The organism is Natronosalvus sp. KLKA75 (genome assembly GCF_059736265.1).
Genome location: NZ_CM185522.1, coordinates 352991 through 368003, shown reverse-complemented (window position 1 = coordinate 368003; position 15013 = coordinate 352991). Strand labels below are relative to the sequence as shown.

The 15013-nt window shown below is 66.6% G+C and carries 14 protein-coding genes; 9 read left to right on the top strand and 5 right to left on the bottom strand.

Going from position 1 to position 15013, the window contains the following annotated elements:
* Nucleotides 1-7: 7 nt before the first annotated feature.
* Entirely contained in the window at nt 8-1000 is a 993-nt protein-coding gene (locus AC6I65_RS01845) for an ornithine cyclodeaminase family protein (RefSeq protein ID WP_497902402.1), read from the bottom strand.
* A 123-nt stretch (nt 1001-1123) separates the two neighbouring features.
* On the opposite strand from AC6I65_RS01845, the gene AC6I65_RS01840 reads away from it, so the two are divergent.
* Nucleotides 1124-1921, top strand: coding sequence for a tetratricopeptide repeat protein (locus tag AC6I65_RS01840; RefSeq protein ID WP_254159184.1), 798 nt, complete (start codon nt 1124-1126; stop codon nt 1919-1921).
* A gap of 215 nt (nt 1922-2136) precedes the next feature.
* Entirely contained in the window at nt 2137-2439 is a 303-nt protein-coding gene (locus tag AC6I65_RS01835) for a DUF424 domain-containing protein (protein ID WP_497903143.1), read from the top strand.
* A 56-nt stretch (nt 2440-2495) separates the two neighbouring features.
* Here the strand turns inward: AC6I65_RS01835 and azf are convergent, their stop codons facing one another.
* The 3 genes from azf to cofH form a co-directional block, all read right to left on the bottom strand.
* Entirely contained in the window at nt 2496-3245 is a 750-nt protein-coding gene (azf, locus tag AC6I65_RS01830; protein ID WP_497902401.1) for an NAD-dependent glucose-6-phosphate dehydrogenase Azf, read from the bottom strand.
* A gap of 229 nt (nt 3246-3474) precedes the next feature.
* Nucleotides 3475-3759, bottom strand: a complete 285-nt coding sequence (locus AC6I65_RS01825) for a hypothetical protein (RefSeq protein WP_497902400.1) — start codon at nt 3757-3759, stop codon at nt 3475-3477.
* Nucleotides 3760-4009: 250 nt separating this feature from the next.
* A complete protein-coding gene (gene cofH / locus AC6I65_RS01820; RefSeq protein ID WP_497902399.1) occupies nt 4010-5395 on the bottom strand; it encodes a 7,8-didemethyl-8-hydroxy-5-deazariboflavin synthase subunit CofH in 1386 nt (461 codons plus the stop codon).
* A gap of 197 nt (nt 5396-5592) precedes the next feature.
* Between cofH and AC6I65_RS01815 the strand changes: the two genes are divergently transcribed.
* From AC6I65_RS01815 to AC6I65_RS01785, 7 genes are all read left to right on the top strand, one after another.
* Nucleotides 5593-7713, top strand: a complete 2121-nt coding sequence (locus tag AC6I65_RS01815) for a hydantoinase/oxoprolinase family protein (RefSeq protein WP_497902398.1) — start codon at nt 5593-5595, stop codon at nt 7711-7713.
* Entirely contained in the window at nt 7710-9311 is a 1602-nt protein-coding gene (locus AC6I65_RS01810; RefSeq protein WP_497902397.1) for a hydantoinase B/oxoprolinase family protein, read from the top strand. The genes AC6I65_RS01815 and AC6I65_RS01810 overlap by 4 nt, the downstream gene beginning before the upstream one ends.
* 209 nt (nt 9312-9520) lie before the next feature.
* Nucleotides 9521-10540: a phosphoribosylaminoimidazolesuccinocarboxamide synthase gene (locus AC6I65_RS01805; RefSeq protein ID WP_497902396.1), complete on the top strand. Its 1020-nt coding sequence runs from the start codon at nt 9521-9523 to the stop codon at nt 10538-10540.
* A gap of 194 nt (nt 10541-10734) precedes the next feature.
* Nucleotides 10735-10962: a hypothetical protein gene (locus tag AC6I65_RS01800; protein WP_497902395.1), complete on the top strand. Its 228-nt coding sequence runs from the start codon at nt 10735-10737 to the stop codon at nt 10960-10962.
* A 102-nt stretch (nt 10963-11064) separates the two neighbouring features.
* Entirely contained in the window at nt 11065-11496 is a 432-nt protein-coding gene (locus AC6I65_RS01795; RefSeq protein WP_497902394.1) for a DUF5807 family protein, read from the top strand.
* Nucleotides 11497-11605: 109 nt separating this feature from the next.
* Nucleotides 11606-12298 carry a hypothetical protein gene (locus AC6I65_RS01790; RefSeq protein WP_497902393.1) on the top strand — a complete coding sequence of 231 codons (693 nt, stop codon included), beginning with the start codon at nt 11606-11608 and terminating at the stop codon, nt 12296-12298.
* Between the two features lie 164 nt (nt 12299-12462).
* Complete coding sequence (locus tag AC6I65_RS01785) at nt 12463-12855, top strand: hypothetical protein (protein ID WP_497902392.1); 393 nt, start codon at nt 12463-12465, stop codon at nt 12853-12855.
* A 39-nt stretch (nt 12856-12894) separates the two neighbouring features.
* Here AC6I65_RS01785 and AC6I65_RS01780 read toward each other — a convergent pair whose 3' ends face one another.
* Nucleotides 12895-14769 carry an ATP-binding protein gene (locus AC6I65_RS01780; protein WP_497902391.1) on the bottom strand — a complete coding sequence of 625 codons (1875 nt, stop codon included), beginning with the start codon at nt 14767-14769 and terminating at the stop codon, nt 12895-12897.
* Nucleotides 14770-15013: the final 244 nt, after the last annotated feature.

Genomic DNA, 15013 nt, shown 5'->3' with positions numbered 1-15013 from the left:
TTCGAGCCTACTTCTGGACGCCGACGAGGTCGAACGGCGAGCCGTTCTCGTTGCTCGCGGCCTGTTCGTAGACGACGTGAGCAGCCGCGACGTCCTGGATCGCGAGGCCGGTCGAGTCGAAGACGGTGACGCCGGTGTCGGCGTCGCGGCCCGTCTTCTCGCCGACGACGATCTGGCCGATCTCGCCGTAGATGTCGTCGTCGGTGAGGACGCCCTCGTTGTAGGGGACGTTGATCTCGCCGGAGTGGGTGCACTGCTTGTGGTCGTCGATGACGATCCGGGCGCCCCGGAGGAGGTCGTCGGCCAGTTCGTGCTTGCCCTCGGCGTCAGCCCCCATCGCGTTGATATGGGTGTGCTCGCCGACGTCGTCGGGGCCGACGATGGGCGTCTCGACGGGCGTCACCGTCGAGAGCACGTCGCAGTGGCCGGCCTCGCTGATCGATCCCTCGCGCACGTCGAAGTCGTCGCCGTAGGTGTCGATAAATCGCCGGACGCGCTCGTCGTCCAGGTCGCTGACGACGACCTCCTCGATGGGGCGAATCTGGGCAATTGCGTCGAGCTGGGTGTACGACTGGACGCCGGCGCCGACGATACCGAGGCTCGTGGCGTCCTCAACGGCCAGGTAGTCCGTCGCGACGGCGGCCGCCGCGCCGGTGCGTTTCATCGTGAGTTCGGTGCCGTCCATTACGGCGAGCGGAAACGCGGTCTCGGGGTCGGAGTAGATCATCGTCCCCATCACGGTCGGCAGGTCGTGGTCGGCGGGGTTATCGGGGTGGACGTTGACCCACTTCAGCCCGGCGGCGTCCCAGTCCCCAGCATCGAGGTAGGCGGGCATCGACCGGAAGTCCCCGTTGTACTGGGGGAGGTCGATGTAGGACTTTGCCGGCATCTGTGCGTCCCCGCGCTCGTAGGCGGCGAAGGCGTCCTCGACCGCGCCGATGACGTCCGCCATCATCGCGTTCTCGTCGACGTCCTCGCTGTCCAGCAGGAGCGTTTGCATACCCGCGAATATTGCGGGCCTGTACTTAATACATGAGAATTCCTCGCCCCCGCTCGAGACGACCTACTGATCGGTTGTCACCCGAACGCAGGCCTTAACCCGCCAGCTAGCCAACTCGAGGACATGACCGACCGTCAGGAGGATTCAGACCGCAGGCACCGCTTCTCGGAGGGAGCCGGCTTCGACGAGTCCTACGAGGAGTTCGACCTCGATCCGCCCGAACTCGACGTCGACCCCTCGAGGGTCGACCCCATCGACTCGCGGGCGCTCGCCGACATGCTCGACGAGCGCCAGATCGGGAGCGAGGACGTCGACGCCCAGGAACTGATCGACGTCGGCCTCAGCTACACGCAGATCAACCGCTACGAGCAGGCCACCGAGGCCTTCGAGCGCGCCGCGCAGTTCACCGACGACCCCGCCACGGAACAGGAGGCCTGGGTCAACAAGGGGGTCGCCCACGCCGAACTCGAGGAGTACGACGAGGCCATCGGCGCCCACCGTGAGGCCCTCCGGATCGCTCGCGAGGCCGAAGAGGACGCCGGGGAGTACGACCGGGCCTCACCCGAGCACACCGCGACCGCCCACACCAACCTCGCCTACGCGCTCTGGGAGTTCGGCGAGACGGCCGAAGCCCTCGACCACGCTGAGCGGGCCGTCGAGGTCGACGACCGATTCGCCGAGGGCTGGTACAACCGGGCGTTCTTCCTGGCCGACCGGGGGCTCACCGAGGACGCGCTCCACTCCATCGACAACGCGATCAGGCTGGGACTCCGCAACGCGCCGGTTCTCGAGGAGAAAGCCCGGATTCTCGAGGAGCTAGGCGAGGACGAGCAGGCCGAGGCGCTCGCCGAAGAGGCGAACGAACTGCGCGAGCAGGCCGAACAGCAACTGGTCGAAGAGCGCGAGCAGATGCGTGAGTGATCGTGACGTCGACGAACGCCGACGCGGACGATGACTTCGAATCGGGCGAGGACGCGCTCGAGGGGAGCGCCGACTCGAGCGGAGACGCCGAGGTTGGGGCCAGCGAGAACGTCAGCGAAGTGAACGCGAATATTGACGCTTCGACTGACGAGGACGTCGACGAAGTGAACGCGGATGTCGGCGCTGGGGTTGACGAGGATACCGACGATGGCCCGATGTTACTCGTCGAGCGCCAGACACCCAAAGGTCTGCTCGTCTCAGTCTGCGATCGGAACGTCCTCGGCGAGTCCTTCGAGGCCCCGGACGGTCGCGCCTCGCTGACCGTCACCGAGGACTTCTACGGCGAGGGGGCCGACGCGGTCGATGAGGAGGCGGTCGTCGACAGTCTCTCGCGCGCGAGTGTCGCCAACCTGGTCGGCGAAGAAACCGTGTCGGTGGCGATCGACTCCGGGTTCGTCGAGGCCGAGCACGTCCTCGAGCTCGAGGGGACGCGGCACGCCCAGTTCCTGCGGATGTAAGTGCTGCAGAAGGTGAACGTGAGCGCTACAGAAGCTGACGTCTCGCAACCGCCGCCTCACTCGTGAGCCGCCGAGTTGTCTCGCGGCTCGTACCCGAGCACCTCGCGAGCGCGCTCGAGCGAGTAGTACTTGCGGTCGTTGTCGGAGATGCCGTAGACGATCTCGTAGCCGTAATCGGCCTCGATCGCCCGGTCGAAGAGGTGAGCACAGTCCCGGTAGGAGAGCCACATCGCCTGCCCGCGCTCGTAATCGACGGGCGGGTGGTCCTTCGTGAGGTTCCCGATTCGGACGCAACACACCGAGAGCCCGTACTCGTCGTGGTAGTACCGGCCGAGGGTCTCCCCAGCGGCTTTCGAGACGCCATAGAGGTTGCCAGGGCGGGGGAGTTCCGTCCCGTCGAGGCGGAACTCGTCGTGGACGCGGTAGAGATCAGGGGTCCGCTCGTCGGTCTCGAAGGCGCCGACGGCGTGGTTCGAGGAGGCGAAGACGACCTTCTCGACGTCGGTGTCGACGGCGGCCTCGAGGACCGTCTGGGTGCCGTCGATGTTGTTTCGCAAGACGCTGTCCCACGGGGCTTCCGGACGCGGATCGCCCGCGAGGTGGATGACGACGTCGACGCCCTCCATGGCCTCGCGGACGGCCGTCTCGTCGACGATGTCGGCGACGACGGAGTCGTGGGTCTCGGCGTACTCGCCGGTCAGCGGCTCGCGGTCGAGCAGCCGCCAGTCGTAGTCGTCGGCGAGGTCGTCGAGGATCGCGGTCCCGACGCGGCCTCCAGCCCCCGTGAGCAGGACTGACTGTTCCATTCGTTCGGGTGGTAGTGCAGGGGTGATAAGAAACGTGCGGTTCGTGATTCGGGTTCGTTATTCGTTGTTCGTGATTCGGGTTCGTTATTCGTTGTTCGTGATTCAGATTCGTTATTCGTTGTTCGTGATTCAGATTCGTTATTCGTTGTTCGTGATTCAGATTCGTTATTCGTTATTCGTAATTTCTGGCTGCCCTCGCTGCCGACTCGAGGTCGCCCCAGATCGTCTCTTATCGTCGCCGAATGCGATACCTGTCGCCGTCGAGGGCCTCGAGCACGCCCGGCTCGCGTAGGCTGACGACTCGGCCCGTCGGCGTGTCCTCGAGTTTGGCGCGTGCGTCTACGGCCTCGAGCGTTCCGAGCAACTGGGCCGAGGGCGGTTTCTGGGCTGCCCCGCAGTCGTAGATCGTGAGCAACCCGCGTTCGTCGGAGCCCCGCTCGTAGACGACGACGTGGGCGTGGTTCGGCAGGTGCCAGCGGTTCTCGGCGCCGGTGGCGGGTGCGAGGTGGTTCATACGTGCCACTTCAGGCGCTTCCGTGATAGACCTCCCGGCGTTCGATGTCCCGACCGTTGGACTCGTGTACGGGCCCGGGTGTCCGCTCGCGGGAGACTGCCGCTCGAGCGTCGTACCCGCTCACTTACTATAGGTTTTATAGTTTGAATGCTGGCCACGTGTCTCGACCTCATCGTTGAATAGCAAACCTGTGAGTCTCGAGTCAGAAATCCTGTACGATCGATTTCACCCGTGGCCCGGTCGCTGTGGCCTACTCCGGGATCGATTCCACGCCGGTTGTGGCCCGTTCGTCCTCGAGCAGCGGCGTCCCGTCGGCCTTCGGCCCCAGTCGTGGCCCGAACGGCGGGTCGTCGGGGTCGATCACGCGCCGCTCCCGGTAGTCCGTCGAGCGCTCGACTGGTTCGCGACCGATCGAGGTGATGAGGTCGACGTAGTCCTCGAAAGATCGGAACTCACCGTGCTCGCCCCCGGCGCGGGTCGTGATCTCCTCGGAGAGGATCGTGCCCATGAAGTCGTCGGCGCCGCAGGCGAGCATCTTCAGGCCGCCCTCGTTGCCGTACTTGACCCACGAGGACTGGACGTGGTCGATGTTGTCGAGAAAGAGACGCGAGACGGCGATCATGAGTTCGTCCTCGTCGCGGCTGGCCCCGCCCGAGACGACGCCGTGTTCGTACAGCGGCGTGTTCTGGTGGACGAACGAGAGGGGCACGAACTCGGTGATAGCGCCGTCGACGCGCTCCTGGAGGTCGCGAACTTCCTTCAGGTGCATCGCGCGGTGGGCCTCGTTCTCTACGTGACCGTACATGATCGTCGCGGTCAGGCCGAGACCGACGTTCGCGGCGGCCTCCATGGCCTCGAGCCAGTCGCCGGTTCGGATCTTCCCGGGGCAGATGACGTCGCGAACCTCGTCGACGAGGATTTCGGCGGCCGTTCCTGGGACCGTATCCAATCCGGCGTCCTGCAGTCGGCCGTACACCTCCTCGTAAGACCAGTCGGTTCCCCGCCGGGCGTGGTATCCCTCCTCGGGGGTCATCGAGTGGACGTGAACGCCGTCGACGCTCATCGCCTCGAGCTGGTCGGCGTAGGTGCCGGGGTCCGTCTCGTAGGTCTCGGGCGGTTTGTAGTTGACTGCCTTCGGATCGGAGTGGGCCTCGAGGATCTCGAGGTGTTCGTCGTCGAGGGCGAACCCAGGGTGGAGGCCCGAGACCGAGGTCACCTCGTAGATCCCTCGCTCGACGGCGTCGGCCACGATCTCGCGCGATTCGGCGGGCGTCTTCGTGAAGCCAGCCGTCTCGAGGCCGTCGTAGTCGCGCTCGAACGTGTGGGCGGCGTCCTTGAAGTTGCAGAAGAGGCAGCCGACGTTGCACGCGGTCGTGACGTTATTGTTGAGGTTGGCGACGAACGTGACCTCGTCGCCGACGACGTCCTGGCGGCGGTGGTCGGCCGCCTCGAGCACCCGCTCCTTGCGCCGGCGGTCGATCTCCTCGCGGTCGGTCCCCGTCGTCAGCAACTCGACGGCGTCGTCGACCGTGAGCCGCGTCCCGTTCCGGGCCTTCTCGAGGGCGTTCTCGAACGACTGATCGGTCTCGGGAACGTGCTCGAAGGCGAGGTCGGCGTCGGTGACGGGGGGTTCCATCGTCGGTACGATGGACGCAGAGCAGGAAAAACGTGGTGAAAGTGGCCGATTCCGCTGTCCACTGTCTTTCACTTCGGCTGCCACCGTCGACGTGGGTCGAGGGGGCTGCCAACACTTTTTGGGACCGTCACGTATAGACCGGATGTGAATCCGAACGAGCCCTTCGCGAGACCAGCCGAGACGACGGGGGCGCGGTGATGGGCGCGACGACGCACGTCGGCGTCGACGTCGGCGGCACGTTCACCGACGTCGTCCTGGCGACCGAGGACGGCCTGACGACCGCGAAGGTCCCCTCGACGGCTGACCAGAGCGAGGGCGTCCTCGGGGGAATCGAAAAAGTCTGTGAGAAGGCGGCTTTCCCGCCCGAATCCATCGAGACGTTCACCCACGCGATGACGGTCTCGGTGAACGCGCTCCTCGAGGGCGACGGCGCGACGACCGCACTGGTCACGACGGAAGGCTTTCGCGATGTCCTCGAGATCGGTCGCCAGAACCGCCCGTCGCTGTACGACCTCTCGGTCGAGCGGGTCGACCCGCTCGTCCCTCGCCGCCGTCGGTTCGAACTCGCGGAACGAGCGACGACCGAGGGCGTCGTCGATCCGGTCGACCCCGAGGACGTGGACGACCTGGTCGACCGCCTCGCCGGGGCGGCCGAGAACGAGGACGGGAGCGAAGTTGAGAGCGTGGCAGTTTCGTTCCTCCACGCGTACGCGGATCCCGCGAACGAGGCCGCCGTCGCGGACCGACTACGGGAGCGACTCGAGCTGCCCGTGTCGGCCTCCCACGAGGTGCTCCCTGCCTTCCGGGAGTACGAGCGGACCTCGACGACGGTCGCGAACGCCTACGTCCGTCCGGCGATCGACGCCTACCTCGGACGGCTCGTCGAACGGGCTCGAGCCGTCGGTCTCCCGGAACCGCGGGTGATGCAGTCCAACGGCGGCATCGCGGACCTCGACGCAGTCCGCGAACGGGCGGTGACGACGGTGCTCTCGGGGCCGCCGGCGGGCGTCGTCGGGGCGGCCGCGACCGCCGAGGCCGCGATCACGGACGCGGACCTCGAGGGACTCGTCACCTTCGACATGGGCGGCACCTCGAGCGACGTGAGTCTCGTCCGCGACGGCGAGGTCGCCCGAACGAACTCCACTACGATCGCCGGTCACCCCATCGCGACGCCGATGGTCGACGTGACGACCGTCGGCTCCGGCGGCGGCTCGATCGCGTGGGTCGACGCCGGTGGCGCCCTTCGGGTGGGCCCCGAGTCGGCGGGCGCCGACCCCGGCCCCGCGTGTTACGGTCGCGGGGGGACCGAGCCGACCGTCACCGACGCCGCCGTCGTCCTCGGGTATCTCGGCCCGGACGCAACCCTCGGCGGCGAAGTCTCCCTCGACGTCGACGCCGCCCAGAACGCGCTCGAGGAACTGGCAAAGGAGGCGGGCCTTGAGTCCGCCCGCGAGGCCGCCGCCGGGGTCTATCGCGTCGCGAACGCAACGATGACTCGCGCCATCCGATCGGTGACCGTCGAGCGCGGCCACGACCCCCGCGAGTTCGGACTCGTGGCCTTCGGCGGTGCCGGACCGATGCACGCCGCCGCCGTGGCCGACCGGCTCGGGATGGATCGCGTCGTGATCCCCCTCGCCGGCGGGGTGCTCTCGGCGTACGGCCTGCTCGACGCCGACGAGAAACACGACCGGGTGCGAACCCACCGGACGCCGCTCGAGGCGGCCGACCGCGAGGTCCTGGAAGAGACCTACGCCGAGCTGACGGCCGGCGCGCTCGAGGACGTCGGCTCCGGCGACGACCCCGTCGTCGAGCGACGCGCCGACCTCCGGTACGCCGGCCAGAGCTTCGAACTCGAGGTGCGCATCGACGATCCGGTCGACCTCGTGACCATCCGCGAGCGCTTCGACGCGGCCCACGAACGCGCCTACGGCTACCGGATGGACGAACCGATCGAACTGGTCGCGCTCGGGGTGACGGTCCGCGCGGCCCGCGAAGCGCCGTCGATACGGTACGAAGGACGAGGCGAGGGGGAGGACGAGAACGTACTCGGATCGCGACCCGTCTTCTTCGATGGGGAGCGTCGTGAGGCGGCGGTTCTGGCCAGAGACGCCGTCGCTCCTGGAACGACGATCGAAGGGCCGTCGATCCTCGAGGGCGAGGAGAGCACGACGGTCGTCCCGCCAGGGTGGTCCGGTTCAGTGGGTGAGAACGGGGAACTCGTCCTCGAGCGGGGGCGGACGAACGCCCCCGGCCAGAAATCCGGACGGATGAACGAGCGCGGCCAGAAAACCGGGACCAACGGAGGTGAGCGCCCGTGACCCTCGACGCCGTCACCCTCGAGGTGCTCAGAAATCGGCTCGAAGGCATCGCCGAGGAGATGGGGCACGTGTTGATCCACGGGGCCTACTCCCCGAACATCAAGGAGCGGCGGGACTGCTCGACGGCGCTATTCGACGCCGAGGGTCGGATGGTCGCCCAGGCCGAGCACATCCCGGTCCACCTCGGGGCGATGCCGGAGGCGGTGCAGGCGGTTCGTGAACGTGACCCTAAACCAGGCGAGGCGTACGTCCTGAACGATCCGTTTACCGGCGGAACCCACCTCCCTGACGTGACGATCGTCGCACCGATCGACGTCGGCGGCGATATTGTTGGCTACGGAGTCACGCGAGCCCACCACGGCGACGTCGGCGGGATGACCCCGGGGAGCATGCCCGCGGGGGCGACCGAGATCTACCAGGAGGGGCTGCGATTGCCGCCGACGCGGCTCGTCGTCGACGGCGAGATCGATTCGAACGTACTGTCGCTCGTGCTGGCGAACGTCCGCAACCCCGCCGAACGCCGGGCGGACCTCCGGGCCCAGCTCGCTGCGACCGACCGGGCCCGCGACCGGGTTCGCGAACTCGTCGCCGAACGCGGCCGGGCGACCCTCGAGGCGGCCTTCGACGGCGTCATCGAGTACTCTCGAGAGCGGATCGAGGCCGAACTCGAGACGATTCCCGATGGTACCTATCGGGGACGCGACTGGCTCGAGGGAGACGGCGTCGAGGAGTCGACGATTCCACTCGAGGTGGCGGTCACGATCGATGGGACGACGGTGGACGTCGACTTCGCGGGGACGGCCGACCAGGTGGCCGGCAACATGAACGCGCCGCTGGCGGTCGCCAGGAGCGCGGTGTACTTCGTCCTCAGAGCCGTGACGGACCCGGACATTCCGCCGAACGACGGCTGTTACCAGCCGGTAACCGTGCGTGCGCCAGCTGGATCCGTTCTGAACCCGAACCGGCCGGCGGCCGTCGTCGGCGGCAACGTCGAAACGAGTCAGCGGGTGACGGACGTGGTGCTCTCGGCGTTCGCCGAAGCCATCCCCGGGCGCGTGCCCGCCCAGAGCCAGGGCACGATGAACAACCTGATTATCGGAAGCAGGGGCGCCGAAGGCTTCACCTACTACGAGACCATCGGCGGTGGGTTCGGCGCCCGACCCGACCGCGACGGCGTCGACGGCGTCCAGGTCGGGATGACCAACACGCTGAACACGCCGATCGAAGCCCTCGAGGCGGCCTACCCGATGCGCGTCGAGCGCTACGCGCTCCGGGAAGGAAGCGGCGGCGATGGGCGCTATCGCGGCGGCCTCGGCCTCGAGCGCTCGATCACCGTCGAGGCTGACGCGACGGTCTCCCTGCTCACGGAGCGACGGCGGTTCGCCCCCCGGGGCACGAGCGGCGGCGAGGACGGCGCCACGGGCGAGAACCGGATCGACGGGGCGGCCGTCCCCGCGAAGACGACGGTCGACGTCGAGGCCAGCACCACCGTCACCGTCGAAACGCCCGGCGGTGGCGGGTACGGCGACCCGGGCGAGCGCGATTCGAGTGCGCGCGAACGTGACGCCCTCGACGGGAAGTCGGTCGACGGGAAGTAAGCGGAGTCGGGGGAGCGGGGTCGAAGATAGCCGAGACGACGGAACTCGAATCGATACTGAAACCTTTTAGGCGCCCGTACTGGCATCTCGAGTATGCACGGCGGCCCAGTGGCTCCCTCCGGATCCACATCCACGTTCGCGACGACGGCACCGACGAGCACCCGGAAATCCAGCCCGACGAACCGGTCCACGGTTCGGGGGTGGCTCGCGTGACGAGCGTCAAGGAGTTTCGCATCGACGAGGAAGCGACCGCCGACGAACTGGGCTCGGGCGCGTTCGTCTTCACGGACGATTATTCGGTGTTCGACTGGGGAAAGATGCCCGACCAGATCCCCGACAAGGGTGCGAGCCTCTGTACGATGGGCGCATACAACTTCGAACTGCTCCAGGACGCCGGCGTCCCGACTCACTACCAGGGCGTCGTCGAGGATGGGTCGGTGGTCCCACTCGAAGAGGCCACTCGCCCGCCGTTCGAGATGGCGATCGACCTCACCCAGGTCCCCGATCTGCCTCACGAGGGGCGCACCTACGACTACGACGCCTACCACGCCGCGGCCGGCGAGAACTACCTGATCCCCCTCGAGATCGTCTTCCGAAACGAGGTCCCGATCGGCTCGAGCCTTCGCCGACGAACCGATCCCGAAGACCACGGCCTCGAATTCGACGCCTGGCCCGAGGGTGCGGTCGACCTCGAGACACCGATCATCGAGTTCTCCACGAAGTACGAGGAGGGCGACCGCTACCTCTCCCGGGAGGAGGCCGACGCCATCGCCGGGAAAGCGGACATCGAGGCCCTCGAAGCGGTCGCCCGCGAGGTCAATCACGCCATCACCGAGCAGGCCGAGACGGCCGGACTCGTCCACCAGGACGGCAAGATCGAGTGTCTCTACTACCGGGGCGAGATTCGCGTCGCGGACGTCGTCGGCACGTTCGACGAGAACCGCTTCAGCTACGAGGGGGTGCAACTCTCGAAGGAGGTCATCCGCCAGCACCACAAGCGAACCCAGCCGGACTGGGTCGACGCCGTCACCGACGCGAAAGAACGCGCCAGGGCCGAAGACGTCGCCGACTGGAAGTCCCTCTGCGATCGGGAGCCCCAGCCACTCGACGAAGACGTGATCGACATCGCTCGAGCAATCTACTGTGCCGGGACGAACGCCTACGTCGGCCGCGAAATCTTCGAGGCGCCGTCGCTGTCGGCCGCGATTGGGGCCGTCCAGCGGCTGTAGGCCTGGTTGGGCCGTCCAGCGGCTGTCCGTCGCCGTCGATATCCTCCTGTAGCGTCGGTTGGACCGATGCCGTCCAGCCGTCGGAGGCCCCAATAGGACTGGGGCGGTACCCCTCGAGTCGCTCTCCCACGTTCTTCGTCACCATTCCACAATCACAATTATTAACGAAGGTTTCCGGACAAAGTAACGCTCATATGGGTCGATTCCGTACGATCGATCGATACCTGATCACCATGTTGGCCTTCCTGTCCGCCGATCCAACGACCGCAATCGCCATCGTCGCGAGCATCGCCCTCGTCTTGCTCGTGTCCATCGTCACGTTCTTCGCGCTAGCCCCGACCGTCTCCCCGACGTGGGCCGAGCGACTCGACGCCGGCTCGAGCGCACGTTCGTTCGAACACGAACCGCAACACGGCGACTGATCGACGAACGACCAGTTTTCGTTTTTATCGCACCCGGCTCGAGTTCACCGACCCTGGCTCGAGTGCGCGCCATTTTTCACCCGTGACCTCCTCGAACGTGGTATGACCGAGGCACGCGAGGCATTTCTCGCCGGCGAACGACCGGAGGACGTAGCGCTCTTTCTCGCCGACTCCTACGTCTCCGACGACCGACTCGCCGAGTACGGCGACCCCGTCGAGGGTGGCGTCCTGATCGTCATCGACGGCGAACGTGGCCGAAACGCGTTCAAAGCGGCGACCGGCACCGGCGCGATGGAGTTCGCCAGGCTGGCGATGGAACACGAGGGGATCATCGACGACGACTTAGCTGGCGGCACCTGCCCGGACAAGCCCGAGGGCGAGGAGGGCGACCACGGCGCCCAGTTCGTCTTCGCGTTCGCCGAGGAACAGAACGAGGAGGTCGGCGGCATCTACGCCGAGGGCGACGTCGTCCACGCCTACGCCCAGTGTACGTGCGGGACGGCGTACTCCGACCGCTGGGCGGTCCAGGACTGAGGCGGGACGCGACTCGCCGTCAGAACGAGCACAGGCGCTCGAATCTACCGACACCTCGCTCGAGTGTTCCGGACGCAACGTTTTCCGTCCAGACGACGTAGCCGCACCCATGAGCGTCGATTCGCCGTACGAAACCGACACCGGAACCGGCTTTTCGAGCAGAGAACTGCAGGTCATCGGTGGTGCCACCATCCTGATGGCGATCAACGTCGCGCTGATGTACGCCGTCGTCCTCACGCCGCTCCAGGAAGCCAACGCGTACCTCTTCCAGTTCCCCATCGTCGGCGTGCTCGTCTACGGGGCCGCGATCACGGGCGGCGAGATCGTCGCGGAGCGCGGCGTCACGGGAGGGAACCTCGGCATCGCCTTCGTCGGCATGGTGATCCTGCAACTCGCTTTCGGCGTCTTCGGCGCCGGCGTACTGGGTTTCGTGCCTCGAGCCCAGCAACCACAGATTCTCGCCGTCACGGCGGTCATCGTCGCCGTCGTGACCGCGGTGATCGCCACCTACGTCTACGCCCGCTCGAAGACGTTCGAGTCCTGGGGTCGCTTCGCCACGTACGCCTTCATCGGCGGCGTGGTGGCCATCCTGATCGGGACGTTCGTCGAACCCGTCTTGCTGGCCGGCTTCGTCCTGATCTTCCTCGGCTTCCTGCTCCGACTCGGCTACGAAATCTGGCAGGTTCGGGACAAACGCAACGCCTCGGTCGCCCTCCAGACCATCGGCGTCTACATCGCCGTGGCCGGGGTCTTCGTCCACGTGCTCCAGCTCGTGATTCGGCTCCTGGCCTCGAGGGGGTAATGGACGATCATCGTCCGTGCCCAGAGATTGCCACCGATCGTTCCCGCTCGCGTATCGACCGGGGTCGATGCTCTACCGGAGGCCGAGTGACCGCCACTCGTCGGACGTGTCTGACGGGCGACTGACTGACCTTTTTGGCGGGGTGTGTGGTAGCAGGAGACCCAATGGCTGTCACGTTCCGTGAGCTCGAAGCGGACGGGTCGAAAGCAGGTGACGAGGAGCCGGCGAGAGGGACCGAGACCAGAACTGAAAGTGAAAGCGAAGTCAGCGTCGACATCGACGCGGCGTACATGCGCCAGAGTATCGACGGCGACGCGTCGGCCGATCAGGCCTCCGACCAGCGGGAACTCGACGAGCGCACCCTCCGACAGCAGGTCGCGATTCTCGAGCGTCTGGTGCGCGCCGAACGACGGCGAAACCAGGCCGTGATCGACCACTACGAGCGGGTGCTTGAGGAGCGGGAAACGGGCGGCGAGCGAGCGGGCCAGGAGTCTGAAATGGAGACGCAGGCGGAGACGAAGTCACTACTCGAGCGCGTGCTCTCGAGGCTCGGGTGAAAACGACAGTTCGAGAGGCAGCGACAGCGGCCGGCACCGCTACGAGTCGAACTCGAGTCCCGTGATTTCGAATCGGGCGCCGCCGTCCTCGCCGTCGGTAACCCGGATCGACCAGTCGTGGCCAGTGACGATCTGTTCGACGATGTAGAGACCGTATCCGGTGCCGTCGACCGATCCGGTGTACCCGAGGTCGAACACCTCGTCCTTTCGGCTGTCGGGAATTCCTGGCCCGTCGTCCTCGACGGCGAAGCCGCGGGGGATTCGCTCGACCCTGATTCGACGCTCACCCACCGTTCGCTCGAGACCGTGTTCCACGGAATTTCGAAACAGATTCTCGAGGGCTTCCTGGACGCGCACCGAATCGCCGTAGGTCACGCCCTCGAGATAATTCTCGAGGACGGCGTCGTCGGTCGGGACGTTTCGCCAGGCTCGATCCACGACGGCGGCGAGTTCGACCGGTTCGACCGAGTCGACGATCCGTCCGTGACGAGCGAGTTCGAGCATCTCGCCCGTGAGCCGTTCCATTCGATCGAGAGCGTGTTCGATCTCGTCGGCATGATCGGGGTTGCCGCTGTCGCGATAGGCCTCGAGGTAGCCCCGCGCGGTGCTCATCGGGTTCCGGAGGTCGTGGCTGACGATACTCGCGAACTGCTCGAGTCGTTCGTTCTGGGACTGCAGTCGGGCCTCGCGTTCGGCTCGATCGAGGGCGACCTCGACGTTTGCTGCGAGGATCTGCGCGAGGTCGACGCTGAACGGTTCGAGCGTCCCGCTGGTCGTCTCGAAGCCCAGCACGCCGTGAGAACCGAGCGGGAGTACCGCGACGACGGCACCGTCCTCGAGGGTGGTTTCGACCCCGTCGGCGTCGAGATACCGCGCCCCGTCCTCGAGCACGGATCGATCGAACGCGTCGCCGTAGCGGTCGAAGACCGCCCGATCGTCACAGGCCGGTTCGAGATGGCCGTCCTCGAGGAGCGCGATACAGATTCGCGGCAAATCGGGAATGTCCTCGGCGATGGTGACGGCGACGTGGGCGACGTCGGCGCGGTTCGAGGCCGAGACGAGGTCGCGACTCGCCTCGTGGAGGACGTCGAGCAGCTGTTCCTGTCGCTGTTGTTCGGTGACGTCCCGGGTGCTCCCCAGGACGCCGATGGCCTCGCCACCGTCGTACCTGGCGGCCTTGCTGGTGCTCACCCAGCGGTCGCGACCCTGTCGATCGACGTAGTGTTCGATCTTGTTGATGATCGGCTCGCCGGTTTCCATGATCCGGCGCTCCTCGGCGAAGAGCTCCTCGGCCACCTCGGGCTGGAGGAGTTCGAAGTCGGTCAGGCCGATCATCTGTTCGCGCGTGAGCCCGTACTCGTCGGCGGCGACGCGGCTCGCGTCGACGATTCGGTGGTGGTCGTCCTTGAGAAAGACCTGGTGAGGGAGGTACTCGAGCAGGGACTCGAGTCGGCGGGCGGGCGATTGCGACGGCGGTCCGTCGCCCGCCGCAGCGCGGAGTCGTCGCTCGAGCAGAGCCGGGTCATCGGCACCCGGACAGATGACGTCGGCCGCACCGGCGGTGATCGACGCGGTGACGAGCTCGAGTTCGTGGACGAGCGAGTAGACGACGACCGGGGTCGACTCACCGATCCGGTCGAGTACCGCCTCGAGCTGGGTGAGGCCGTCGACGTCGCTGGCGTGACAGACGACGATGCAGTCGGCTGGCCTCGCGTCCGTGTCTGTCTCTACGTGCCTTCCATCGGTGTCCGCGCCCACGTCCACCTCCACCTCCGCGCCCGGGAGGTCCTCTGGCCGGTCGACGACGGTCACGTCGATGGTAGAACAGTCTCGTCGCAGCGTTTTCGCGAGCGCCTCGAGCGAGCCGTTCGGGCTCACGAGGGTGACGTCGATGTGGGGTCGCGTTCGTTCCATACTGGTCTGTCGCTCGTGGTATAACTAGATTGTACGTTCATCACTCGGCGACAGTCAAAACCCTATTGGCCCGTTCAGATTTCGCCGCCGGCCACCAGACCACCGAAACGCTCTTTGTCGGTTCGTCCGGAGAGTGAGTATGGCGTTCGCTCTCGAGTGGCGGTGGCGCGTGCGGTTCTCGAGAGCGGACAGTGCTGTCGTCGGTCGCATCGATTGAACCGGCCCCGGACTCCCCGGGCGCGGC